Genomic DNA, 21,328 nt, shown 5'->3' on the forward strand with positions numbered 1-21,328 from the left:
AAATTTTAAGCCAGTTGGAACTTAAGTTCCTTTTTACCGGTTTCAATTAAAGCCTTAGATAATTCAGCCTGAAGTTCGTCTTCATTAGCAAATTGCTTTTGTTCGATTGAATCAGCATCAATACCAAACATGTAAGCCAGCTTAACCCTCAATGAGATTAAGAGTTCTTTTGTAGCTTCTTCTGGAGAATTTGCTTGAACGGCCATCTTCATGCCTCTTGAACCATCGATCCATGCAAGGTAGCCTGCTTCTCCAAAATTTTGTAGATGTGCATCTAACTTGATTAGCATAACATTAATTTTTAATTGTTAACTGTGAGTTTGAATGTGAAATGCTTTTGTATATATACGCAATATATGGGGGAATGTTGCGATTTATAGTAAAACATATCGAATTTTTTACAAATTTTAATACTCGTGTAGTGATATTACTACAATTAATAGCCTAAATGATAATTTGTTTAGCAAAGCTAATTTGAGTAGTATTTTCACGCTATGAAGTTTAGCATTGTAGTTGAATATGACCGCACATCCCTGCACCTGATTGCTGAAATAATTCATGCTACAGATCAGATAGAACGTATTGAAGTAAGGGGAAAAAATCGTTCTATCATATTACAGAATAACCGGCCACTACTGGAAAAAAGGAATCTGAAAAGCAGAAGACCTAATTGGAAGCTGATCGACGGGCAAATGAATAATGTGTATCTGCTGGAGAAAATAATTGAAGCGCTTGAATACGTCAACCGGAAAAGCAAAAAAGCACCCAGATCCGTTAAACCTTATAAGCTTTAATCCTCATCGATATATCCCTTCTTCTTTAAAAGTCTGAGCATAAAGAAACAGAACTTCCAGTCTTTTACAGTTTTACCAGTAGCGGCTGCACGGCGGAACCTTCGCCAATCTAAGATATCCCGATGAGTAATGATGATCTCTGTTTCTCTAACCATGGCCTAAAAATAAAGAAGCCGCCCCACTACAGGCGGCTCTTTCTTTACCTATACAACCCACAACGTTTTTTAACGATGTCTTCAAAAAAGCTGATATAAACGTCTAGATGAGACGCATAGTAATGGTACATGGCAAACTTGCGGTTCGACTTGTCCTTACTGAGCTTCTTGAAGTGATCCCTCATCTGCTCCAGTAATGGCAGCGACTCCTTCAGATTGACCGATTGATCTAAATAAAAAAGCATGGTGGTGATGTACTGGGCCTGTGTCTCTGATGGGATGACCAACAGATCTTCTTTGCCTAATAGAACGGTGGCAAACATTTCTGCCTGTTCTTTCTTGGTGAACCTAATGGTTCGGGGGTTGAGTGTTGCTCTTTTGTGGTTCTGCATTTTTAAAAGATTTAAATGAAAAATAGGCATCCGCTGCAGAACCAACCTTAAGCGGAGCAAAAGGAAAGAGTTGCCGTTCCAAGCGGCTCGGATGCCCGTATTTTAAATACTCTAACTTGTTTGTAGTGGAGTACTCCATTTGAATAAAATTGGTTCTGCACTACAACAGTAAGAAAGAAATTTGAAACGTGCAAGTGGGGGAATTGGCGTTCTTGGATATTAATATCCAAGAAATATGCCAACTTTTCAATGTTTACGGGAAGAATTGATATCCAAAAAAAATATCCATGGTTGTTTAAAAATCAGAATTTGATGTGTTCATTGCTTTTTTTAACAATCCAATTACCCTCTTAATCTGGATATCAGTTGATTCCTGGATATTATACCAAGACTTTTTTGAAACATAACCAGGCTTTTTAGGTATAATAAAAGGCCATTCATCATAGCCGGTGCTAACTACAAACTTAAAAGTCAGGCCATCAATAGTATATCTATATCTATTATCCTTACACTCAATTTTTATCTGGTATCTAGCAAAACCCGATCTCTTTGGTCCTAAAGATTCTTGATAAATTATTTCCGCAGCACCATTTCCAACTACAATTTTTGCCGCATCATCGTTCAATTGCATAACATCTTTTCCACTTTTATAAACATCGGCTATGAACAACCTCGCCCTACTATATAAATCTTGTGCTGTAGCATTCTCCACTGGAATAACCGCAGAATATTTAATATTCCCTGTTATCGAATCCTTTGGAAATTGAAATGTGTTCTTGGCGTCTACTTTTTCTTGCCTTTCTTTTTCTCGTGCTTCTCTTTCCCTGACAATAGTTTCCGGGTCAGAGGATTGACAAATCGAAGCAATAGGTAAAAGTAACAACAAAAGAAGCTGTTTCATAGATTACATTTTATCCCAATATTACAAATATTTTAAAGATTACCCTATTGCTTCTTTAATGATTCTGTCCCTTTGATCATAAGCATCATCTATTTGCCGAAGCGATATATTAGCAGGTATCCCATTTTCAATCAAGATATTTAATCTAGTAACAGACTGATTTAGTGAGGAAATAACCTGGTAATTATACTCAAGCATTGAAAGAACTTTGGCTGTTATTTCAGATTCCGAAGATTGTTTTAATGAAGAATTATCAGAGGATACTATGCCGCCATTTTCAAACTTTCGAATTATGGACTGGCTATTTAGAAGACCACTGTAATCTAATTTTGAATAAGGTCGTGATTGCCAAAATGGGCGGATTCTGGCACCATTACGATTCATACTACTATCAAGAGCAGCCGCAATTAGTTCCGGGTTATTCTTCCTAAAGTTTTTACTTAAAATCATATATGGCTCACCACCTTCCATTTCACCAACTACTCTCTTTGATTTTGTATCATATAATTTAATACCACCCTGCGCATGACTAGCACCAGAAGCAATACCTCCTTTTTCAAACTTTTGTCCAGATATAGCTGCAACCTGAGCTGCAGTAGTTGCAACTGTAAACGCTATATTGATAGCTCTAAATGCAGCTAAACTTAGAATATCAGCAACGCCTGGTTTTGCGGCTAGAACCGAAGTAATACCCATTGCTCCATTAATTAATGCCTGAGCTAATGCAATCCTCTTACCCCTCTCTAACTGTTTCTTTTCGAGTTCATCCTTTTTCTTTTGCTCATCACGCTCAATGTCTGCAATCTGCTTCCTTGCCTCAATCTCACTTATAACTTTAGTTCTGGATAGTCTTTCGATTTCTTTCTTACGTCGATCATTATTCCTAATTGTTTGTTGGAGTTCTGCGTTCTCTTTTGCTGATGCGGCTTGGTTAATTTGATCTAAAATACCTACTGCTTGTTGAGCTAGATTAATTATTGAATTGATTTTTTCAATGTAGAAATTTTTTATAAGCTGCTCCCTTTTTTCTTGATACTCCAATTCAATAAGAAGTATTTCATTCCCCGTTAAATCTGCAACTGATATCTTTTGACGTCTCTCCTCCATCAATAAGGCAAGCTCTGCATCTAATCGTTTTCTACCTTGTGGATTTAAAGCTATATTAACCTGCAAAGCTGCTTGTCTATTACGTTCAAAATTTGCAAGTACCTTATCATATATAGCGGTGTTTTTTGTAGCTTCATCTATTAATTTGTTTAAATCAAATAACTCCTTACTTTTCCCTTTTGCAATAGGGATTACTTGCGCATCTCCCCTTTTCTTTTTAATCTTTTCAGATTCCTCATTGAAGGCTTTGTCAATTTCAAGAATGGCATTCTTTTGTATTATTTTTATTCCCTCGACTAATTTTTCGGTGGTAAGTGTTGACGCACTTTTCAATAGTTTTTCTATATTACTTGCAGCCTCTTCTTGAATCTGATCATACTTAAAATCTAATGGCGAAAGTGTTTTCTCTTTTACTTTATTATTAACACTCGCAATAAGAGCCAAAGCCTCGTCACGTAAACGTTTGATATCTCCTGCTTGTTTTTTTAAGTTATTGCCATTAGCAGCATCAAGTTGTTTATTAAGATCATTAATTCTTTTTTGGGTATCTACAAACTCCTTACTTCCTATTTTCAATCCCTTCAACTGAGTTGTAAGGATTGATATTTCGCCTTCTATTCCGGCTATTGTATCGGTTGCTTTAGGAAGTCCTTTTTTGAGGTTTTCAAGAAAATTATTCCATAAATCAAGTCGCCTGTTAAGAGAATTCTCAAGTACTTTATTGCCATTTAATATGGCAACGGCATTCATGTTTTTTGTGATCTCAATTTCACCTTTTACCTGTTCAATGATCTTATCCCTACCTGCCTGATCTGCTTTTGCAAATTTTTCATTGTAATCATTGATCACTGCCAGCTCTCTTTGTTTTTCATTTTCACGATCAATGGCTACCTGTTCCAGAGCCTTTCTAGCCATAAGACCGGCTGGGTTTATATTCTTCTCAAATTCCTCTAGTATGTTTTCAGCGATGGAGATTAACCCAGATGCTGACTCTGTCATCATATTATTAAACGTAGCCCTAAAACGGTCAATCTTATCTGCGGCTGTATCAATAGCTGGCCCCATTTTTTCCAGCTCTTGATTAACGATGGAAAATGCAGCTTTGGCAAAGTCTCCAGTCTTTGACATTTCCGAATTCAGCCTTGTAGAACTAATTCCAAGGTTATCGAGAATAGGTAGTGATTTACGGGCGATACCAGTAATAATTGAGTTCACGAGATAGTCTACGCTTTCACCGGTTTCCCTTGCTCTTCTTGACGCAAAGTCTAACAGGTTGCCCATATTATCCAATGGTATCTGGAAGTTATTTGCAGCTACGGCTCTCTTCATTAACTCCAAATCACTTACAGTCCCTCTGGTTGCTTTACGCAACTGATCCAATAAACCAGGTCGATCTAATTTATTAAATGCTCTACTTACACCTTCAGCCTCTAATGCTGATTTAAAAGCAACAGAAGCGACCTCCTTTAATTTGTCTACAACTTTCGATAACTGATTAGCCCAGAATACTCCAGAAAAAACGCCAGACTTTGACATCCCATCCTGAGCATCTTTCACACCATTAATTTTATTCCGCATTTGTTCCAAAAGAGCATTCGCCTCCCGGTAGTTCTTCAGTTTTTCTTTGAAGGCCTTATCGCTTGAACTCATGCGAGACAATTCATTATTGAGCTGCCTCACCAGGTTCTGCTGTTGAATCAAAGAAGGCTTTAATCCGGCATCAAGCTGCTGCTGTACACCTTTAATCTTTGCATTTACCTGGTCGAGCTTTGCAAGCTCCTTATTCATGGTTTTACCAGAAGCTTCACCGGCATCAATTTTCTGACGCAGCTTATCAGCTTCAGCCTGCAAACGTTTCATGGCAAACTCTGCTGCCTGACTGTCGATGTATATCGATCTTGATGTTCCTTTTGTTTGATCTTTTGCCATTTGACTTATTTGATCCTGATTGAATTAAATACCACATCCACCATTTCATCAGCCAGCTCTTCCACCAGTTCATCAGCTACCTGGTCAATTATGGGGTTAAACCATTCTTTTGCCTTTCTGTTGGTACTGCCTACCTGAGAAGCTGTAGTGCCTCTACCAACTCCCTTATGAACAAACACACCTGATTTCTTAAATCTGATCCGGATCCGGTTTGCAAGGCCTTTCTGCTTGCTTATACGGGTTGTTATTTTCGTGAGTGGTTCGTAGTTACTCTTGCTGTCCACGTGCTTCATCCCGAGCCTACTGATGCTATTCTGAAGCCTTTTACGCAGGTCAGCAGCTTTGGCACGCACCTTATCGTTTATTATTTCATAACTCATCGTGATATAAAAAATCCCCGCCCTGGGCGGACGAGGATTTACCTTTTACCTGCATGAAAACTATTTTTCGGTACTTGCTCCGCCACCGGTTGACAAAAGAGGCTTCTTCCGGGCTTTAACCTGGTTATCTCCCATGTCGATTAATTTCTGGGCCTGCTCGGGCGAAATCCCGCTCAGTTTGCCAGCATATTCACCCGGAAGGGTAATTACCTTATCCATGCCGAAACAGGGCTCGTATTTAGCCTCTGTATCGGGATTTGTAAAGAATGGTGCTTTCTCTGCCATCTCTTATGGTTTTTCTGTTACGGCTGCAGAGTACCAGAATTTCTTATCCAGCACAGTACCGAGGATCTTGTACTCTTTCAAACCCTCTTTTGTGGTGTTACCAGTAAACTCCAGTTTGATATTTGGAGTCAGGCATTCATCACCAAACTGTACATAGTCAGTTGTGTTGATACAATCCTGGTCTTTGATCAGGAACAGGCAGTTGTCATTAAGCATAGCTTCCAACTGCTCCTGGTGGATGGCACTATCGCCAAGGATGATACCTTCAAAATCGTACTGCATACGCTGTGCACCTTCATCACCTACAGTGGTAGCCTTTGAGGTAACACTATGGAGTTTACAAAGCAGACTCATCCATCCCTCGTCAGCCGGGAATGTATGTGCAGTCGTAATTTTTTTGGTGTCGCCTAATGCAGCCGGTGCATCAGTTGGCTGCTTGATTGATAAGAATGTACTTGTTGGCGCATAGTAAAGTACATTTTTATAGCCACCATTACGGTTCTTGGAAGTCTCCGTTTTGGTGAACTTTTTATACAGGTTCTGTGAAGCCATGTTTTATGATTAACAGGTTTGAAAATTATTTTTCGATCACTTTGATCATGCCGCTTTTCATCTCCACCAGTTGCTCCTGGAGTTTGGCATCAGCTACCACATGATCAACATCAACCGGCACACGGTTAATGGTTGTTTTTGGATAGTTAAAGCCATAAACAACACCATCCAGCGTGAAGGTTTTGTCTTCAAACTTTGGTGTAGTTTTTTCTTTACCATCCTTAACCAGTTGCAGATCTGCTCGCTCAGCCAATTGCTTTGAAAGCTCAGAATTGGTTTGTTCGTAAACAGCCGCTTCAGCTTTCACTTCAACCAGTTCATCATTAACTTTCGACAGATCAGCTTCCAGAGCGGCTATTTTTTCGATATGGCCTTTGTTTTCAGCCTGCAATGATTCCAACTGTTGAGCCTGCTCGTTTTTGAAAGTAACCAGGTCAATGATTTCTACTGCAGCAGCTTCCGGATTCTCTGCCAGTGCAGCCTTTAATGCTTCCACTGTTGATAGAGCATCCTCAGTTAAAATGATTTTAGTTTTTCCCATTTCAGGTATTGTTGTAAGGCCCGGAAATATCTCCGGGCCTTAGATGAATAATTTGGTTTACGCCAGATCCTGGTCGTTGTGGAAGATGAACTCAGGAACTTCGAAGCCCAGTACTTCCCACCAGTCAGTGTAGAGACTCACTTCACGAGCGCTGAACTCTTTTACTGCCATGGTCTTGGCGAGCGCAGCTTTTTTCTGTGGACGGATCCTGTTTGCGGCAAGAGTAGCCCACATCAGGTCAGAACCATTATGGCTTTCAAGACCCATTACCGAAATATTCGGATAGTCTTCAATGGTATCCAGGTCACTCGCACCAACTCCTGTCAGGAAGTTTACCTGTAAGCCATATTTTTTGCGTTTACCACGGCGATACTTGGTGCGATTCTCTTTACTCATCACCACAGAATCAATCTTACTACGGAAAACGCTAGGGATTGACTCAACAAACTCTTCTACCTGCTCGCAATAATCTACGTCGCTGTCCGCAGCAGCACCAGTTGCAATAGCACCGTTACCCAGATTGGTACGACCTGCAGTATTATAGGTGCGGATGAATTTCCTGATACCATTCATGGCTGTACCGGCTGCGCCTGCTACACCTGGTGCAGGAGCCGCATACACCCCTTTGAAATATTCATACACCTCCAGGTCTTCTTCCTTCTTAGGCATTACGTGCTTTTCCATCAGCCATTTTACAAAAGGCCAGTTTGCACGCTCGATCTCCGGAACAGAGGTCAGGAAACCAACATAGGTTGCTTCCAGGTCATCCGGAGTTTCCTTCATGTCAATTTTCAACTGATGAAGCGAAAATTCAGCGGGTTTGAAAGTGATCGTTCCCAGTGGGGTAAACGCTTTCTGGAAAGGCTGAACAATTCGGTCCATAGAAGCGAATGTGCCACGCCAGATAGTATCATCCGATGGACGGGGTTGGAAAAGAGCCGCTGTCTCAGATGGCTTATACAGCATATCTCTGAGGTTCTTCTGGTTGTCAGAACCAGGTTTATAATATGCGCCAAACTGGGCGACTACGTCAGCTACTTCTATAGCCATTTTTATTAATTTTTAGGTTAGCGATTCGGTTTTATGATTATGGATAAGAACCTTAGTTCACCTTATCCAACAGTTCCTTCTGGAATGCGAAATCCATTGCACTGGTGTCCGTTTTAGGAAAGTCGTCTTTACCAGTATCAGCCGGATCTGCGGTTGTACTTCCATCCTCTCCTTTGAGGGTTTTGATTTCAGCGAGCAAACCGGCAATAGTGGTATTAGCTGCACTTAAATCAGTTTGTGCCTGAGTAAGTGATGCGTTTACTTGCGCTAATTCGGTAGCGGCATTTTCATTCTCACTGATGGCTGCTTCAATATTGCCCATGGCCTCATCGGTAATGAAAACTCCTGAAGATTCTACTTCAGTTGCCACTCCGGGAACCAATGCCTGAAAGCCTTCTGTTTTGGCGGCTTTCTGTGTTTTTGGATAACTCATGTTGGTATTTTTATTGCTTGATTGTTGTTGTTGTTGAGAAGAATCAATCATTTGACCCATACGCACATACACTTCGCTTAAAGTCATTTGACCGTCGATCAAACCAATTTTAACGGCATCTTTTGTATAGAACATTTTACCGGTATCCCATTCATCAGATGTAAGCCTTGTGCCACGGTTTGTCTTAACGGTTTCTATGAACTCGGAAGCCAGCACCTTTAATTCAGTCTGCAATGGTTTGTCATTACCGTCAATGGCATCCTGAAAGATTTTATTCTTGTCAGTACTCTGAGGCGCATATACATCATGCACTTTTAAACCTTGACTTTCAAAGTATCCGTACCAGTCTGCGATTGCACAGTAAACACCAACTGACCCTACCATATCGGTTCTTTTGGTAACATATACCTCTGTGCATGCACTTACGATCCAGTATCCTGCACTGGCGGCAATGCCATCATCAATAAGACCAATAACAGGTTTAACACTGGCGGCATCTTTAATGGTATCTGCAAGCATGGAAGTACCAGAAGCTTCGCCCCCTGGGCTATCCACGTTAATGATGATGCCAGAAACATTCTGAGCTTTAGAAAGTCTTCGAATGGTTTCTGCATGATCCACGCTTCCCCAGGAACACATATCCCCGAACTTGGTTACCGGGCCGACAATGTCAACCATGGCAATAGAATTCTCAGGAAGCTTGGATAGATCCGTGTAATAACCTACCCGATAAATAGAGCCATAAGAGGCTTTTGATCGTATTGAAAGAACTTTTGCATCAACTGCTTCGTCACGCTTCATCCCAAAATCAACCGACTCGCCCTTAAGCATGCGGATCACTAAACCCATATTTGCATGTGCCCATTCTTTTTGAATGAACCACTTGCCCCGAAGTATTGCTGATGCTGTTTGAAAACTCACGATGTAAAAATGTTTTTATTCGATAAAAGCAGAAAGGACAATGGAATTACCTATCAGTTTCGTGTCTGCAGGTAAGCCTTAAATGTTGAAACTGCCGTTCCTGATTGAATCCATTGAAGCCGATATCGGGCATGATTCTTCTTTGCCGGTATATCAAATACTTTAGAATTATCGCCATCCGATCTATCTAATGAATCGAGCTTGTACCATTTTAAGCCACTAACAGTAGCTATCAGGTATACCTTACCTGCAACCGTTCCGGATGTTTTAAGATCAATAGCTTCAATGCTCTGGGTGGAAGGATCTACCTTGAAATCCACGTATGCGGTATCTACGTTGGTAAGTGTCGTTTTTGCAGCACCAGCGGTACTTACGCCACTTTTCTGTGTTACGATTTGAGCAGTTGACTCAAATGACAATGATAAAAGGCTTCCGAGCAAAAGGAGAGCGAATAATTTTTTCATAACTTTTTGTTTACTTAGAAATGATTAGGTAACAAATCTGGAACAAGTGAGCTAAGATTGAAAGGACAATGAAATGAGCCATATATTTGTACTGCCAATTCAATGTAGTACCACCAAATCGGCCTATTTCCCTAAAGGGGCCGGGAAGTTCTTTTTGAACTACTACATTGAATTGGCGTTTTTTGTAGGCTCCCGGCCTCTATATTTTATTTCAGAGGAAAATTAGCGGTGATAACTTCCACCTTCCTTTTCAAGTAACCTCCTTTAGCATTTACACTTACATTCTGTTCCACACTCCACATATTCCATTTATACTTCTTTACATAAGATTGCAAAAGAGGGCTCGGATAGCTACTGAGCATAAACTTCCCTTTGATTTTAGAAAGTACATCCAGCAGGCCTTTAAAATCTTCTTCGGTATATCCGTCATAATGGCCACAATTACTATTGTAGTATGGCGGATCACAGTAAAAGAAGCTTTCCGGTGTATCCCTGCTCTGAATTATATAAAGCGCATCGGCACATTCTATTTGTGCGTGTTGCAGCCTTAAAGCCAATGCTTCAGTAAATTCCTCCCTCTTATTACTGATTTTTTGAGTTGTGGTGTCATTTGTTTTATCATAGCCCCATGATCCATCCAACATAGCACTGAAACTCTGGGTACTTAATACCCATACTGCCCATGCTCTTCTGACCTCATCAAAAATGTGTGGCTTATTATAAATAACCCATGCATCATCATGCTCTTGTCTACTATGCAGTGTCGTCCTTACGAGAGCGGTAAGTTCATGGAATCTGTTTCGGCAAACCCTATAGAAGTTTATTAACTCTTTATTCGTGTCATTAATAACTTCAACATTACTGGGCTCTTTGGCAAAGAATACAGCAGCTCCTCCTAAAAATGGTTCGCAATAAAGATTATGCTTCGGTAAAAATCCGATTACTGTGCTTGCTAATTTTTGTTTGCCACCATAATAGCTAATTGGTGTTCTGAGCGAGATTTGTTTTTTCATCTTATCAGGGTGCCTATTTCCCTGATGGGTAAAAAAAATTATTGTTTCTGTTGTGATTGCCTCTGTTGCTGGACCAGGTACTGGTAGTAATCATAGTATCCTTTTAGCGGGGCCTGTAGATCTTCTACCTGTTTTTTACTGAGGCCTCCACTCGAGTTATCGAGGTACTGAAAGTTGGCAATGATCCATTGCATTGGTACATTCAGTGTTACGGTACCAGGATTAGAAAGCTCTGCAAAACTGAAGACCTTATTCCCAATTTTTATAACCTTCACTTTTTCGATAGTCAAAGTATCTCCTCCCTTTGTAACCTCCATTATTATCTTCTTTTCGTTGTTGGTTACATCAGTATAAATTAGACGAGATCCTTCCAAGATAGTGGTGTCTGATTTCTGAGCAATAGTTGTCAAGGCGAGTGTGGCTGCTATGGCCAGTAAGATTGTTTTTTTCATTTTCGTTTTTTTAGTTTGTATAAATCGTGTATTGATAATTGGCAGGTAGTTGTAGGATAAAGTTTCCTGTCCAGACACCGTTTGAATACTCGAGAAAAACTGCAGGTACATTCAGGCTATTGCTTATACCAGTAACCGTAACCCGGGAAGGATTAACACCAAACCACACTGTATATGTATTGGTATTTGTGAGGGCTACTATTCTAAAATTGCCGTTGGCAGTAAACTCCCGTTGAACATAGGATAGCTCATATCCACGGTACTCGACACCATTTATTTGCTGAACTATAGTTGCCTCTGGTAAGTCTTCCGTACCAATAGGATCTACGTATCCTTTCTCGCAGGATGTAAGTGTGATCATTAAGCAGATCAATGCTTTCAATATTGCTTTCATGCTATTATGGTTGAGGTGGTGAATAATTAGGAACGGCGGAGAAATAATAGTATGTGCCTCCTATATTCAATCTTATTATCACAGGCGACCCTGATGTAACTCCTCCACTACCCATGTTTGTCCCAACCGATCCGAGGATTGTTGCCGTAACCTGGTTGAAGGTTACGTTTGAACTGGTTAGTAAATCCTGATTAGCATCGTATAAAGCCGCTGATTTAATATAACCATATCCAGATAAATACCAACCTAATTCACTGTCAAAATCAATGTAGTTTGATGTGGAATAAAAGTAGTGTCTGTTTGATTGTATTGTACTAGCAAACGTAGCCGCGCCTGAACCTGATAAAACTAACGCATCAACTGGCGTACCGTCTGCGCGCATTCTAAAGTGCATTGCTGCTCCTGCGTTGTCATACCTTGAATCAATATACGAATCTGTAAACCCGCCATTGCTATACCACATATTTAAACCAACTGTGGTATTACTTGTAGGGCTTAATAAAATCCCGCTTGTAAATGTGTTGTTTGACTCTATATGCAAATTAGATTGAGCTGTTACAGCACCGATGGCGACCGTACTACTAAATGTAGCCGCTCCTGTTGATGATATATCTAACCTTACAATAGGATCGCCTGATGAATTGTCGTTTGTAGAAAATTTCAATCCGTAACCACTTACGCCATCATAATAGTAACCTATATCAGTAGCGTAAATAGACGCCCCGTCATAACCTGCTAATAAAGAATAAATAGTACCCCCTATGTAACCAGTACCAAACCCCCCATCCTGAATAAAAGATTTTCTTTGAAAATTAGTTGAATTAGTACCTGCTGTACCTTTTAAAAGAAATTCACGAGATGTTGAAATATTCGCGCTTTGCACACCATTTGTATAGAACCTAATAGGGGTATTTACGGATGAACCTATTTCAAATGCTGTTACCCCGCCTGCTACGAACCCTTGTTTTACCCCGCCTACCATTAAATCCAATTGCGCCCCGTCAGATGAACCATTAATAGCTAAAGTTCGCCACCCCGCACCGTAATCATTCGGCGAAGCAGTACCTAAGCCTGAGTTTCCGTTACCTTTAATAACAAAATTCCTTGTTCCGCTTACGCCCCCAGTTCTGAAACTGAAATCATTTGTTCCATCAACTGAAATATTACCACCTGTCCCATCAGTGTAAAAATGGGATGTTGTTACGCCTCCGTATGTTGTACTTACTGTTTTGGCATCACCAGTTAAAGCAATGTTTTGTGATGTATTCAAGTTCCCAGAAAGATTTCCGCCTGTTAATAGAAGGTATAAACCTGCATGATTTCCCCATCCGTAGGCAGTGTTCCAATTGGCGGCATTATTCGTTGTGCTGTACCATGAACTTGCTGTATAAATCGGGTCTGTTTCTGTGGTCAGGAACGAGGGAGCACCCGTAATTTTTGACCAAGCCAATGATGTTATCCACGCAGGGTTTGAGTATGATCCACCGGTTGAAGCGTAACCAGCACTTGCATGGTTGCCCCATGAATAGGCGGTGTTCCAGTTACTCGCATTATTCGTTGTGCTGTACCATGAACTTGCTGTATAAATCGGGTCTGTTTCTGTGGTCAGGAACGAGGGAGCACCCGTAATTTTTGACCAAGCCAATGATGTTATCCACGCAGGGTTTGAGTATGATCCACCGGTTGAAGCGTAACCAGCACTTGCATGGTTGCCCCATGAATAGGCGGTGTTCCAGTTACTCGCATTATTCGTTGTGCTGTACCATGAACTTGCTGTATAAATCGGGTCTGTCTCGCTATCCGGTACCAGCAGCTCTACCCAATTTGATAATGTACTGGCCGGTTCTGCCTGTAGGATATATGACTTATTATTATCAGTCCTTACTGCCACGTCTCCCATCTGTGCAGTGAGTGCAAGCATGGCCGATTGACTACCTACCACAAAAGTTTCAACGAGAGCTAGAGAGGGAATTGTAGAAGTCGGTAGCTTTCCTGATCCATCCAATTGAACGAGCTGGCCAGCACTATTAAAGCTATTACCTTGAAGCGTGACATTAGAGCTAAGCCTGGCATCTGCAAGTGTACCGGATGAAATATTGCTCGCATTGGTGGCATCCGTATTGGGCACATTAGACAATCCAACATCAGATTTTGTTAGTGAGATATTACCAGTTAATGCATAGCCGTTAATCGTCCGGGTGTTTGGCACCGGGGTAAATCCTAACAATGGCTCCTTTGTCTGTATCCGGGCCTGTAATGCAGCCAGCGAGTCTATTATCCTTGTTATTGTGATGTAGGTACTCGCAGCATCTGTAATATTCAGCTTTGTGTTTATCCTTCCCTGAACAGCCGACAAAGAATCAAGCGTCCGGGAAATGGTTGTATAATTTGATGCTGCGTCTGCAATTGAAAGCTTTGTTTGTATCCTATTTTGAAGGGCAGTCAAACTATCATTCAAGTCAATTACCTGAAACTGTGGGTGTGTATGAGTAAGTAATGAAGTTCTTGATATCTTTTTGAACAGCTTTGAAACCGGATCCCAAGTAACAATTGAATCATTACTTGATCCTGTACCGGGATTAAGATTTCTAAAGTAACCTGTAACATCAAAGTAAGCAATACCTCCACCTCGTTTTACAATCTTCACTGTATCTCCCTGCTGCTTTATTTCTGCCTGTGAGAATGCAGCAAAATGGATAGCTAATCCAATAAAAAAGAAAAGTAATTTTTTCATCTTACATGATTTTTATTTTTCCTAATCCGCCATTGTTTCGGATTGTAAATGAAACCGGTGGATCTCCTTGTGCGTCAATAGGTATATTACCACGGTAATAGTTTCCTGTATCTGGATCAAGCGGCCACACCTCAATAGTTGGATAAGCTCCAAAACGACCAACCATTTCTGGAGTCCAATCAATTACAGTGTCGCCGGCAGGGTTAAAATCATAGAACTCCATGTCTGATCTGTTTATGTTGATTCCGAATATTGGCGGAGGGATACTATCTTCTCCCTGAAATGAAGAAAGAACAAGAGCTTTGTCTCTTGTGTCAATCAAAAATTGAAGTTTAGTACCAGGCGTTTCCGATGAACCAATCCCGGATCCTGTCGTTTCATCCAAATCCATCCCGATTCTATCGTTACCAAGCACAATGAAAAAACCTCCAGCCCTCAATTTGGCTACGATAACCAACTGATTCTTTGCAACATTTTGTTGATTGATATGATTGATGATATCGATACCAGGTGAAAATGCACTCAACTTCTGACGGTAAAATCTTCCTGCTGCTGACCTAAGTGATTGTTCTTCCCATCCGAGTTGTTTATCTGGCATATTCACTGGACCATACCATGTTTTACCAGCTTTAAGTACAGGTTCCTCAGATAACTGTTGAGTTAATGGATTTATATGAGGGAACCCATCAAGATTTTGAGTGAATGTGTACCACCATTTACAAATGCCTCCAAGGTATGGGCCATAGCTTTTACCCATTGATTGCATACTCTTGTAAGATGTACTAAACATGCCGCTAATTTGAGGGCATTATGCCTGCTTGGAAAGGACAATGAAAAAGCAGGTATTTATTTTTTCAAACCGATAAAATGCAGAGGACACTTGGGGGGTATAAATTTATTCTCCAAACATGAGTGTATGCTGAATAATTGTGCGGTTTTTAGGGGACACTTGGGGGGGAGAAAAAGTTTCTTTTTTTCTGAATCTATATTCTTTCTTTTTCAAAGCATCATAACTGATGTCTGTTCCAATCTCAATGTTGAAGTTTTTGCAGAATTCCTCCAAGGCCTCCTTTATTTCAACGCCGCAGATGGATAGTATCTGGCAGAAGAAGACGAGTTCTTCTTCAAATTTTTCTTCGAACAGTTTATTCAGGCTGATTATTTTCTCATCCGTAATATCAACACCGTAACGGTATTTTGATAAGAATGAAATAGGACATTGAATAACTAACTTTTCATCGAAGCGATCAGTTCGAAGTCTTATGAACTCCTTTTTTTTATGAAATTTCAAAGGCCTCTCAAGAAGTGAGGCGACCGACATGCCAAAGTAATTGTCTGTAGTAAATGTGATGGGTGAACCGTACCTGGTCTCCAGGTATTTTTTTAGGTAAGGCTTTGTAAAGATGGAAATGGTGAAATAGGATTTGTTCAGAGAACTCATCAAACGAGGTTTTACGAAGATACTATAATTATTCAGCATCACGGTAGTAATAAACGGCCAGCTCTGTTCCTTCACCTTCTCCATACTGACCCTTCCACCATTCAATAAACTCACATGCATCCATGCCATGGGAAGGAATACTTTGTGTGTCAAAAGTCTGACCAAGCTTAAACCTGGTCAGGCTGTAAATTTTTTTCTTCACCGGTGGGTGAGAATTATCTGATGTTCGCAACTCAATTATTGATCCCAATTCCTTAGATGGAATTGGATTTCTTGGAGCCCGATCAATATGAATGAAGTCTTTACAGCCGAGTTTATTGTTATAGTTGGTTTGAATGTAGATTGTCTTCATAATTATGATTTTGAAAAATTCTGAGTGACTTGCCATTTTTTAGTACTTGCTGTTACATTTTTTACTAACTAATTAATAATCAATATTTTATTTTGTAACAGTAAGTGTAACACCAGTTGTAACAGTTTGTAACATTTTGTAACATAGATGTAACACTAACAGTATTTTATTTTTTAGTGTTACAAAAGGAAACATAATACAGTAAAGGATTTCAAGCCCCTTCCTTAATACTTGTAACAGTTGTAACACTATTTTCATCCACTGCGATTTCATTGAAATATTGCCAGAATAACCCCTGTAGAACCGATTTTCGAGCCGAAGACTGCTACTACTCCCCCTAATTCCTAAGCACTCGAAACTTAATTTGTTGATTTTCATAGATGTAACAGCTTTGTAACAGGCCTATTTTGATAGATTGGGGATATAGATATCCCTGTTCACAGGATGAGTCCACTTAATACCTAACCATTCAAAGAAATGCTCCTCTGAGGCCCATACAGGCGGTTTTTCTCCGTCCATGTTTATACACTTCCAGGTAGTCTTATCCCCTGAAATTTTAGCCTCACAATCTTGAATACGGCGTAGTCCATGATCAGTACCAACCCAACCATTCTTACGCCAAGCTGTAGCAATTACATCATGACTATATCTGGAGCTGCCAGTCCTAATCGCCAGCATCCGATAGTAATCATCCGGATCTGGCATGAATAGATCCATTGTAGCTCCCCCTTTTAAAATGATCTGCATAGAACGTCCATTAGGTTGCCCTTTTACCACTTCTTTAGTCATTTGCTCCAAGGCCATTACAAAGCCTCCAGTAACTGTTTCCTTGGGTGGCCCGCCGAATAGATGCTGCTGTACTGGAATCTTATTAGGAATACAGATGATTTCAATATCCTTTACTTCAGGCTTCTGCCGGCGAATACTCCCAGCTATATGAATAACTGAAGTATGCGGCCTGAGTATTTCAACTATCCTACTAGATAGATTTAAGGCTTGCTGTAGTTTCATGAGGATCATTTGAAAGTTTTACAAATGCGGCTTCTTGATGAGGAATGTCTTTACCATAGTATTTCGCATTGCCCCTTCTTTGAGAAGGATGCCAGTAACCGGCATTCGGCCAGCAGTGAGTTACAACATCACCGTTCTTCAGTTTTATATCCTGCAGCTCTTTCTGGTAGTTACCGTCATAAGGCTGCCATTCGGTAGTTAATGTCATTGTGGTTTGTTATAATGGTTATGAAATAATATCCAGGTCATCAGTAAATATTAATTGTGGATCTTTTCCCATAATTAATTGCCTGATTGAGACCTGAGATGGTTTAGATGTGAAATCATTATCAACCCATAGGTTGATTTCTTCTTTGTCCCACTCTGATTCAGGAACCTCTTCCCATCGATCAATTGTATCGCCAATTTGAGAATGAAACTCTTTTTGTGCTAGCTCAAATGTTTCTGCTGAAAAGGCATAGTAGTAACCTTCTGAATAAAATTTAATAACTCTCATTTATGCTACTTTTTTAGTTTTAGTAATAATTTCTCCGGCCATGGCCACACACCAGGCTTCTACCACATCAGGTACCACACTGTTCCCGATAAACTTTTTCTGGTCTGATTCATTACCACATAAGTGGTAATCCTCTGGGAATCCCTGAATTCTTTTAAGTTCAGATACTCTCAGCATCCTCATTTTTATATCAACCAATCCGAATGCAGCCATGAATTGTTTGATCTTGATCATGATTTCAGAATCAGTGTCATAAATCGCTATGGCTACATTTCCATATTCAACCTGAACAAAATAGAGTGGTGCCTTATGCTGACTTGCAACGATCACACAGCAAGGCTCATCTACGCTACCAGTATTACCTCCCCATGAAGGATTAATCAAATAATGATGTCTTCTGGATCCTGTAAGAGTTGGACATGGATTATATATTGATTTAGGCCGGTTACTGTATTGAGTATCCATGATGAATGGATCTACTTCTATAAGTCTGTGTTTATCGTTAGGAAGTATTGCGCCAGCTGGCTTATCAATAGATTGATTCTGAGCATGGCCATAATGCTTGTCGATAAAGAATTCAGGACTTAAAAGTTGAAAGCGGTCTTTTGTTGGTATTGCTGGGCAACTGGTTTCTACAGAGCTTAAATTTCCACCATGAGAATAGTAATGACATAAAAAATGAGTACTTATAATTGAATGATGATCATTGCAGAATATTGCACCAGCTGGCTTATCAATAGATGTATTTTTACTGGCAGGCTTTCCTGAATAGTACTTGCTAATAAAAGATTTGTCACCATTAGCTACATACTTTATCAATCCAGCGTATATCCGTTCCAGCGTTTTATCGGACAAATCCTTTTTACGGTTGAAAATACTCTTCCCTTGATCTGTGAAATCCAATACATCCTTTACAGCTTTCCATTTTTTTAAGGGTTCTGAAAACATATTCCCTGGTTGTGGATTCTTGGCGTGAGTGGCTTCCGGCCATACGATTGGTAAACCATGTTTTGCAAAGCACCCAAAGAGACGGTTTCGGCTAGTATATGCTCCAAAGTTGGCACTATTCAGCTCCTTCCATTGGTCATAGTATCCATTTCCCTTCATTTCATTACACCACTTTAGATAGTCTAATCCGTTCTTTCTGCTAAGGGGTTTTCCGTTACTATCTAATGGCCCCCAACTCATGAACTCAACTACATTTTCGATTTGTATGTAATCAGGGTTTAAAGCTTCCTTATATCTATGCAAGTGGTCGGCCAGTGTTCTGCTGTCTGCATCACGAGGTAAGCCACCCTTAGCCTTTGAAAAGTTGGTACACTCAAGACTTGCCCAGAGTATTAGGTATGCATCTGGATACCGTTCTTTCCACCAGTTAACATGTGCAATTAACGGAGTAAGGTCAAGCGTTCTGATATCCTCTTCAAAATGCTTAACATCAGGATGATTCATCCAGTGGCTCTTTATTGCTTTTGCATCATGGTTTACGCATGCAATTACTTTCGCAATGGAAGATCCATTTATCCGGGCTTTTGCAAAACCTGTTGTCGTGCCGCCAGCTCCACAAAAGAGGTCAACTATTAAAAAGAGTGGATCTTTCATAGAGGCCAGTTTTGAGGTTTTTCGATACGCTCAAAGCTGATCACCCATACCCATGGATTTGCATCCCATGATTTAGTTCCGTTTATTGAACACCAAAGCGTACAGAAGGATGCACCAGGTAGCCAGCATTCAACACCCTCATACTTCTTACCTTTTTTGGCCATGTAATTTTTCCAACTACCATCATCATAACCATGAATGCCTTCTGCAATGGCATCCTGTTGGCTAATATCCTGCAGCCTTTCGACTCTCACCTCCTTTACCTGCAGGAAAAAGCGGGCTGCTTTCTTTGGCATGTGGATGGAAGGTTTCCACTTATCGTTATCAGTCAATAGACAAAGACCATCAGCTTTATAAACGTAGTTACCCACAAATCCCTCTTCTGAAAATGTCTCTCTTACCCAATGGATATCACCTGGTTGACCGTAAGGGCATTTTATAGCATTAGTGGCACCATATTCATTTCTCATTAGGTGCCTGCCTTCTTCATCAATACCCAGATATTCCCATTCACTAAAGCTCTTGTTTATAAAATCAAGCCCTTTTGTTCGTCTGGTCTTACTCTTTCTGTTTTCATAAATGGCTTTAACCATTTCAGTGCTATATAGTATCGGTATGTCTTTCATGTTATAAATTCTTTTAGTTTGTTAGGTAAATTGTAATCTGTCCGAATCCGTTCTTACGATAGTTGTTTGGAATGGGAACTTGTCTTCCGGGATCATTTCAATTGTATCCATCAGATTTGTAGAACCACTGAAGACAACCCTCCTTTCATTGTTATACATTATTTGTAAGTGCAGGCATTTCCCATTGCCTTTTTCAAACTTTGATGGAACGATCTTATAGTCTAATACTGTAACTGATTTATTGATGATCTTGTCCATCTTAATTTTTTCGCCACTGAACCCCTTTTCAATTGGCGTTATATTCAGGTCCTTGAACTGATTCATTTAGTAGTTTTTTTAAAAGGTGTTTACTATTACAATGTTTTGCCCATCCGTTGTATGCTGCAATTGAGGCGGGGGATTTCCTCCTTGCAACCATCCGGGCGAAATTTTTCTTAATCGATTTCCTGAGAAGTGTGTGCGAGTGGCGGAATACGTATCCAACAAAATCTATCCCTCTGACTTGAACCGGGAAAACCTGGTAATTATCCTTAACCTGTAATTTTAGGCGAGTATTAAGGAATATTCTGATTTCTTGTAAAAGACTATGTAGATAATCCTTTTGGTGATGGAGTATTACTATATCATCGGCATACCTGAAATAATACTTTACTCTCTTTTGCTCTTTCAACCAGTGATCAAAAGGATTCAGGTAGTAATTAGCCAGGTATTGGCTCAGATAATTACCGATAGGTACACCTGCAGCACTGTCAATAATATCGTCTATCAACCAAAGAAGGTCTCTATCCTTTATTTTCCTTCTCAGAAGTTGTTTCAGAATTTCATGATCAATACTGGGGTAAAACTTACGTATATCGAGCTTAAGACAAAAGGTGGTACCATCTACATCAGTAAGCGCTCTTTTGAGATTATCAGCCGCCTTCTTTATTCCTCTGCCTTTAATGCAGCTATAGGTATCTGCAGTAAAAGAGGATACAAATACCGGCTCCAGCACGTTCATAATGGCATGGTGAACGATCCGATCAGGAAAATAGGGAAGGCAAAAGATTTCACGCTCTTTGGGATCCTTAATTATAAAGGTCTTATATGGTGAGGTAGTGAATTCCTTATTGATGAGTAGCTCCCTTAGCCTATTCAAATTTTCATTTTCCCTCCGGATATGTGCTTTTACGCCTCGTTGCTTAGACTTACCCTTCCTTGCGATCTGATCGGCCAGTTGCAGGTTTTCTAACGAACAAATACGGTGGTATAGATTGTTGATCCGTTTCATTCTTTGCTTTTCAAAAGGTCTCTTTCTCTACCA

General features: G+C 40.2%; 27 protein-coding genes. 1 reads left to right on the plus strand and 26 read right to left on the minus strand.

Annotated features, from left to right (window positions below):
- Positions 1 to 5: 5 nt before the first annotated feature.
- Positions 6 to 290 (minus strand): hypothetical protein, encoded by a 285-nt coding sequence (locus tag ACH30E_RS16660; protein WP_490825736.1) that lies wholly within the window; start codon positions 288 to 290, stop codon positions 6 to 8.
- Positions 291 to 494: 204 nt separating this feature from the next.
- On the opposite strand from ACH30E_RS16660, the gene ACH30E_RS16665 reads away from it, so the two are divergent.
- Entirely contained in the window at positions 495 to 794 is a 300-nt protein-coding gene (locus tag ACH30E_RS16665; RefSeq protein ID WP_490825735.1) for a hypothetical protein, read from the plus strand.
- On the opposite strand, the gene ACH30E_RS16670 is transcribed toward ACH30E_RS16665, so the two are convergent.
- The 25 genes from ACH30E_RS16670 to ACH30E_RS16790 form a co-directional block, all read right to left on the minus strand.
- On the minus strand, positions 791 to 949 hold the full coding sequence (locus tag ACH30E_RS16670) for a hypothetical protein (protein WP_490825734.1): 159 nt from the start codon (positions 947 to 949) through the stop codon (positions 791 to 793). The genes ACH30E_RS16665 and ACH30E_RS16670 overlap by 4 nt on opposite strands.
- Positions 950 to 993: 44 nt before the next feature.
- On the minus strand, positions 994 to 1,341 hold the full coding sequence (locus tag ACH30E_RS16675) for a hypothetical protein (protein ID WP_490825733.1): 348 nt from the start codon (positions 1,339 to 1,341) through the stop codon (positions 994 to 996).
- 295 nt (positions 1,342 to 1,636) lie between these two features.
- Positions 1,637 to 2,242, minus strand: a complete 606-nt coding sequence (locus ACH30E_RS16680; protein ID WP_490825732.1) for a DUF4468 domain-containing protein — start codon at positions 2,240 to 2,242, stop codon at positions 1,637 to 1,639.
- Between the two features lie 39 nt (positions 2,243 to 2,281).
- Positions 2,282 to 5,278, minus strand: coding sequence for a hypothetical protein (locus ACH30E_RS16685; protein WP_490825731.1), 2,997 nt, complete (start codon positions 5,276 to 5,278; stop codon positions 2,282 to 2,284).
- 5 nt (positions 5,279 to 5,283) lie between these two features.
- A complete protein-coding gene (locus tag ACH30E_RS16690; RefSeq protein WP_490825730.1) occupies positions 5,284 to 5,658 on the minus strand; it encodes a hypothetical protein in 375 nt (124 codons plus the stop codon).
- Positions 5,659 to 5,718: 60 nt separating this feature from the next.
- Complete coding sequence (locus ACH30E_RS16695) at positions 5,719 to 5,943, minus strand: hypothetical protein (RefSeq protein WP_490825729.1); 225 nt, start codon at positions 5,941 to 5,943, stop codon at positions 5,719 to 5,721.
- A 3-nt stretch (positions 5,944 to 5,946) separates the two neighbouring features.
- Positions 5,947 to 6,495, minus strand: a complete 549-nt coding sequence (locus ACH30E_RS16700) for a hypothetical protein (protein ID WP_490825728.1) — start codon at positions 6,493 to 6,495, stop codon at positions 5,947 to 5,949.
- Between the two features lie 25 nt (positions 6,496 to 6,520).
- A complete protein-coding gene (locus tag ACH30E_RS16705; RefSeq protein WP_490825727.1) occupies positions 6,521 to 7,036 on the minus strand; it encodes a hypothetical protein in 516 nt (171 codons plus the stop codon).
- Positions 7,037 to 7,093: 57 nt separating this feature from the next.
- Positions 7,094 to 8,086 carry a hypothetical protein gene (locus tag ACH30E_RS16710; RefSeq protein WP_490825726.1) on the minus strand — a complete coding sequence of 331 codons (993 nt, stop codon included), beginning with the start codon at positions 8,084 to 8,086 and terminating at the stop codon, positions 7,094 to 7,096.
- Positions 8,087 to 8,138: 52 nt separating this feature from the next.
- Complete coding sequence (locus ACH30E_RS16715) at positions 8,139 to 9,440, minus strand: S49 family peptidase (protein ID WP_490825725.1); 1,302 nt, start codon at positions 9,438 to 9,440, stop codon at positions 8,139 to 8,141.
- 53 nt (positions 9,441 to 9,493) lie between these two features.
- Complete coding sequence (locus tag ACH30E_RS16720) at positions 9,494 to 9,904, minus strand: hypothetical protein (RefSeq protein ID WP_490825724.1); 411 nt, start codon at positions 9,902 to 9,904, stop codon at positions 9,494 to 9,496.
- Positions 9,905 to 10,110: 206 nt separating this feature from the next.
- On the minus strand, positions 10,111 to 10,917 hold the full coding sequence (locus ACH30E_RS16725) for a DNA adenine methylase (protein ID WP_490825723.1): 807 nt from the start codon (positions 10,915 to 10,917) through the stop codon (positions 10,111 to 10,113).
- 38 nt (positions 10,918 to 10,955) lie between these two features.
- Complete coding sequence (locus ACH30E_RS16730) at positions 10,956 to 11,369, minus strand: hypothetical protein (RefSeq protein ID WP_490825722.1); 414 nt, start codon at positions 11,367 to 11,369, stop codon at positions 10,956 to 10,958.
- 10 nt (positions 11,370 to 11,379) lie between these two features.
- A complete protein-coding gene (locus ACH30E_RS16735; protein WP_490825721.1) occupies positions 11,380 to 11,763 on the minus strand; it encodes a hypothetical protein in 384 nt (127 codons plus the stop codon).
- Positions 11,764 to 11,767: 4 nt separating this feature from the next.
- Positions 11,768 to 14,497 carry a hypothetical protein gene (locus ACH30E_RS16740; RefSeq protein WP_490847358.1) on the minus strand — a complete coding sequence of 910 codons (2,730 nt, stop codon included), beginning with the start codon at positions 14,495 to 14,497 and terminating at the stop codon, positions 11,768 to 11,770.
- Position 14,498: 1 nt separating this feature from the next.
- Positions 14,499 to 15,287 (minus strand): hypothetical protein, encoded by a 789-nt coding sequence (locus ACH30E_RS16745; RefSeq protein WP_490825718.1) that lies wholly within the window; start codon positions 15,285 to 15,287, stop codon positions 14,499 to 14,501.
- A 105-nt stretch (positions 15,288 to 15,392) separates the two neighbouring features.
- On the minus strand, positions 15,393 to 15,818 hold the full coding sequence (locus ACH30E_RS16750) for a hypothetical protein (protein WP_490825717.1): 426 nt from the start codon (positions 15,816 to 15,818) through the stop codon (positions 15,393 to 15,395).
- A gap of 148 nt (positions 15,819 to 15,966) precedes the next feature.
- Complete coding sequence (locus tag ACH30E_RS16755) at positions 15,967 to 16,290, minus strand: hypothetical protein (protein WP_490825716.1); 324 nt, start codon at positions 16,288 to 16,290, stop codon at positions 15,967 to 15,969.
- A gap of 402 nt (positions 16,291 to 16,692) precedes the next feature.
- Positions 16,693 to 17,301: a hypothetical protein gene (locus ACH30E_RS16760; RefSeq protein WP_490825715.1), complete on the minus strand. Its 609-nt coding sequence runs from the start codon at positions 17,299 to 17,301 to the stop codon at positions 16,693 to 16,695.
- On the minus strand, positions 17,270 to 17,509 hold the full coding sequence (locus ACH30E_RS16765; RefSeq protein WP_490825714.1) for a hypothetical protein: 240 nt from the start codon (positions 17,507 to 17,509) through the stop codon (positions 17,270 to 17,272). Before ACH30E_RS16765 ends, ACH30E_RS16760 begins: the two co-directional genes overlap by 32 nt.
- Before the next feature lie 18 nt (positions 17,510 to 17,527).
- Positions 17,528 to 17,797 (minus strand): hypothetical protein, encoded by a 270-nt coding sequence (locus ACH30E_RS16770; RefSeq protein WP_490825713.1) that lies wholly within the window; start codon positions 17,795 to 17,797, stop codon positions 17,528 to 17,530.
- Positions 17,798 to 19,399 carry a DNA cytosine methyltransferase gene (locus tag ACH30E_RS16775; protein ID WP_490825712.1) on the minus strand — a complete coding sequence of 534 codons (1,602 nt, stop codon included), beginning with the start codon at positions 19,397 to 19,399 and terminating at the stop codon, positions 17,798 to 17,800.
- Entirely contained in the window at positions 19,396 to 20,025 is a 630-nt protein-coding gene (locus ACH30E_RS16780; protein ID WP_490825711.1) for a hypothetical protein, read from the minus strand. The genes ACH30E_RS16775 and ACH30E_RS16780 overlap by 4 nt, the downstream gene beginning before the upstream one ends.
- A 21-nt stretch (positions 20,026 to 20,046) precedes the next feature.
- Entirely contained in the window at positions 20,047 to 20,349 is a 303-nt protein-coding gene (locus tag ACH30E_RS16785; RefSeq protein ID WP_490825710.1) for a DUF8468 domain-containing protein, read from the minus strand.
- Complete coding sequence (locus ACH30E_RS16790) at positions 20,312 to 21,295, minus strand: reverse transcriptase domain-containing protein (protein ID WP_490825709.1); 984 nt, start codon at positions 21,293 to 21,295, stop codon at positions 20,312 to 20,314. The genes ACH30E_RS16785 and ACH30E_RS16790 overlap by 38 nt, the downstream gene beginning before the upstream one ends.
- Positions 21,296 to 21,328 lie beyond the last annotated feature (33 nt).

This window comes from Sediminibacterium sp. FW305-C-61 (assembly GCF_058231065.1).

Excerpts from the sequence above, each read along its gene's own strand:
- ACH30E_RS16660 (WP_490825736.1), bottom strand. The coding sequence starts at position 290 with ATGCTAATCAAGTTAGATGCACATCTACAAAATTTTGGAGAAGCAGGC.
- ACH30E_RS16665 (WP_490825735.1), top strand. The coding sequence starts at position 495 with ATGAAGTTTAGCATTGTAGTTGAATATGACCGCACATCCCTGCACCTG.
- ACH30E_RS16670 (WP_490825734.1), bottom strand. The coding sequence starts at position 949 with ATGGTTAGAGAAACAGAGATCATCATTACTCATCGGGATATCTTAGAT.
- ACH30E_RS16675 (WP_490825733.1), bottom strand. The coding sequence starts at position 1,341 with ATGCAGAACCACAAAAGAGCAACACTCAACCCCCGAACCATTAGGTTC.
- ACH30E_RS16680 (WP_490825732.1), bottom strand. The coding sequence starts at position 2,242 with ATGAAACAGCTTCTTTTGTTGTTACTTTTACCTATTGCTTCGATTTGT.
- ACH30E_RS16685 (WP_490825731.1), bottom strand. The coding sequence starts at position 5,278 with ATGGCAAAAGATCAAACAAAAGGAACATCAAGATCGATATACATCGAC.
- ACH30E_RS16690 (WP_490825730.1), bottom strand. The coding sequence starts at position 5,658 with ATGAGTTATGAAATAATAAACGATAAGGTGCGTGCCAAAGCTGCTGAC.
- ACH30E_RS16695 (WP_490825729.1), bottom strand. The coding sequence starts at position 5,943 with ATGGCAGAGAAAGCACCATTCTTTACAAATCCCGATACAGAGGCTAAA.
- ACH30E_RS16700 (WP_490825728.1), bottom strand. The coding sequence starts at position 6,495 with ATGGCTTCACAGAACCTGTATAAAAAGTTCACCAAAACGGAGACTTCC.
- ACH30E_RS16705 (WP_490825727.1), bottom strand. The coding sequence starts at position 7,036 with ATGGGAAAAACTAAAATCATTTTAACTGAGGATGCTCTATCAACAGTG.
- ACH30E_RS16710 (WP_490825726.1), bottom strand. The coding sequence starts at position 8,086 with ATGGCTATAGAAGTAGCTGACGTAGTCGCCCAGTTTGGCGCATATTAT.
- ACH30E_RS16720 (WP_490825724.1), bottom strand. The coding sequence starts at position 9,904 with ATGAAAAAATTATTCGCTCTCCTTTTGCTCGGAAGCCTTTTATCATTG.
- ACH30E_RS16725 (WP_490825723.1), bottom strand. The coding sequence starts at position 10,917 with ATGAAAAAACAAATCTCGCTCAGAACACCAATTAGCTATTATGGTGGC.
- ACH30E_RS16730 (WP_490825722.1), bottom strand. The coding sequence starts at position 11,369 with ATGAAAAAAACAATCTTACTGGCCATAGCAGCCACACTCGCCTTGACA.
- ACH30E_RS16735 (WP_490825721.1), bottom strand. The coding sequence starts at position 11,763 with ATGAAAGCAATATTGAAAGCATTGATCTGCTTAATGATCACACTTACA.
- ACH30E_RS16740 (WP_490847358.1), bottom strand. The coding sequence starts at position 14,497 with ATGAAAAAATTACTTTTCTTTTTTATTGGATTAGCTATCCATTTTGCT.
- ACH30E_RS16745 (WP_490825718.1), bottom strand. The coding sequence starts at position 15,287 with ATGTTTAGTACATCTTACAAGAGTATGCAATCAATGGGTAAAAGCTAT.
- ACH30E_RS16750 (WP_490825717.1), bottom strand. The coding sequence starts at position 15,818 with ATGTCGGTCGCCTCACTTCTTGAGAGGCCTTTGAAATTTCATAAAAAA.
- ACH30E_RS16755 (WP_490825716.1), bottom strand. The coding sequence starts at position 16,290 with ATGAAGACAATCTACATTCAAACCAACTATAACAATAAACTCGGCTGT.
- ACH30E_RS16760 (WP_490825715.1), bottom strand. The coding sequence starts at position 17,301 with ATGAAACTACAGCAAGCCTTAAATCTATCTAGTAGGATAGTTGAAATA.
- ACH30E_RS16765 (WP_490825714.1), bottom strand. The coding sequence starts at position 17,509 with ATGACATTAACTACCGAATGGCAGCCTTATGACGGTAACTACCAGAAA.
- ACH30E_RS16770 (WP_490825713.1), bottom strand. The coding sequence starts at position 17,797 with ATGAGAGTTATTAAATTTTATTCAGAAGGTTACTACTATGCCTTTTCA.
- ACH30E_RS16775 (WP_490825712.1), bottom strand. The coding sequence starts at position 19,399 with ATGAAAGATCCACTCTTTTTAATAGTTGACCTCTTTTGTGGAGCTGGC.
- ACH30E_RS16780 (WP_490825711.1), bottom strand. The coding sequence starts at position 20,025 with ATGAAAGACATACCGATACTATATAGCACTGAAATGGTTAAAGCCATT.
- ACH30E_RS16785 (WP_490825710.1), bottom strand. The coding sequence starts at position 20,349 with ATGAATCAGTTCAAGGACCTGAATATAACGCCAATTGAAAAGGGGTTC.
- ACH30E_RS16790 (WP_490825709.1), bottom strand. The coding sequence starts at position 21,295 with ATGAAACGGATCAACAATCTATACCACCGTATTTGTTCGTTAGAAAAC.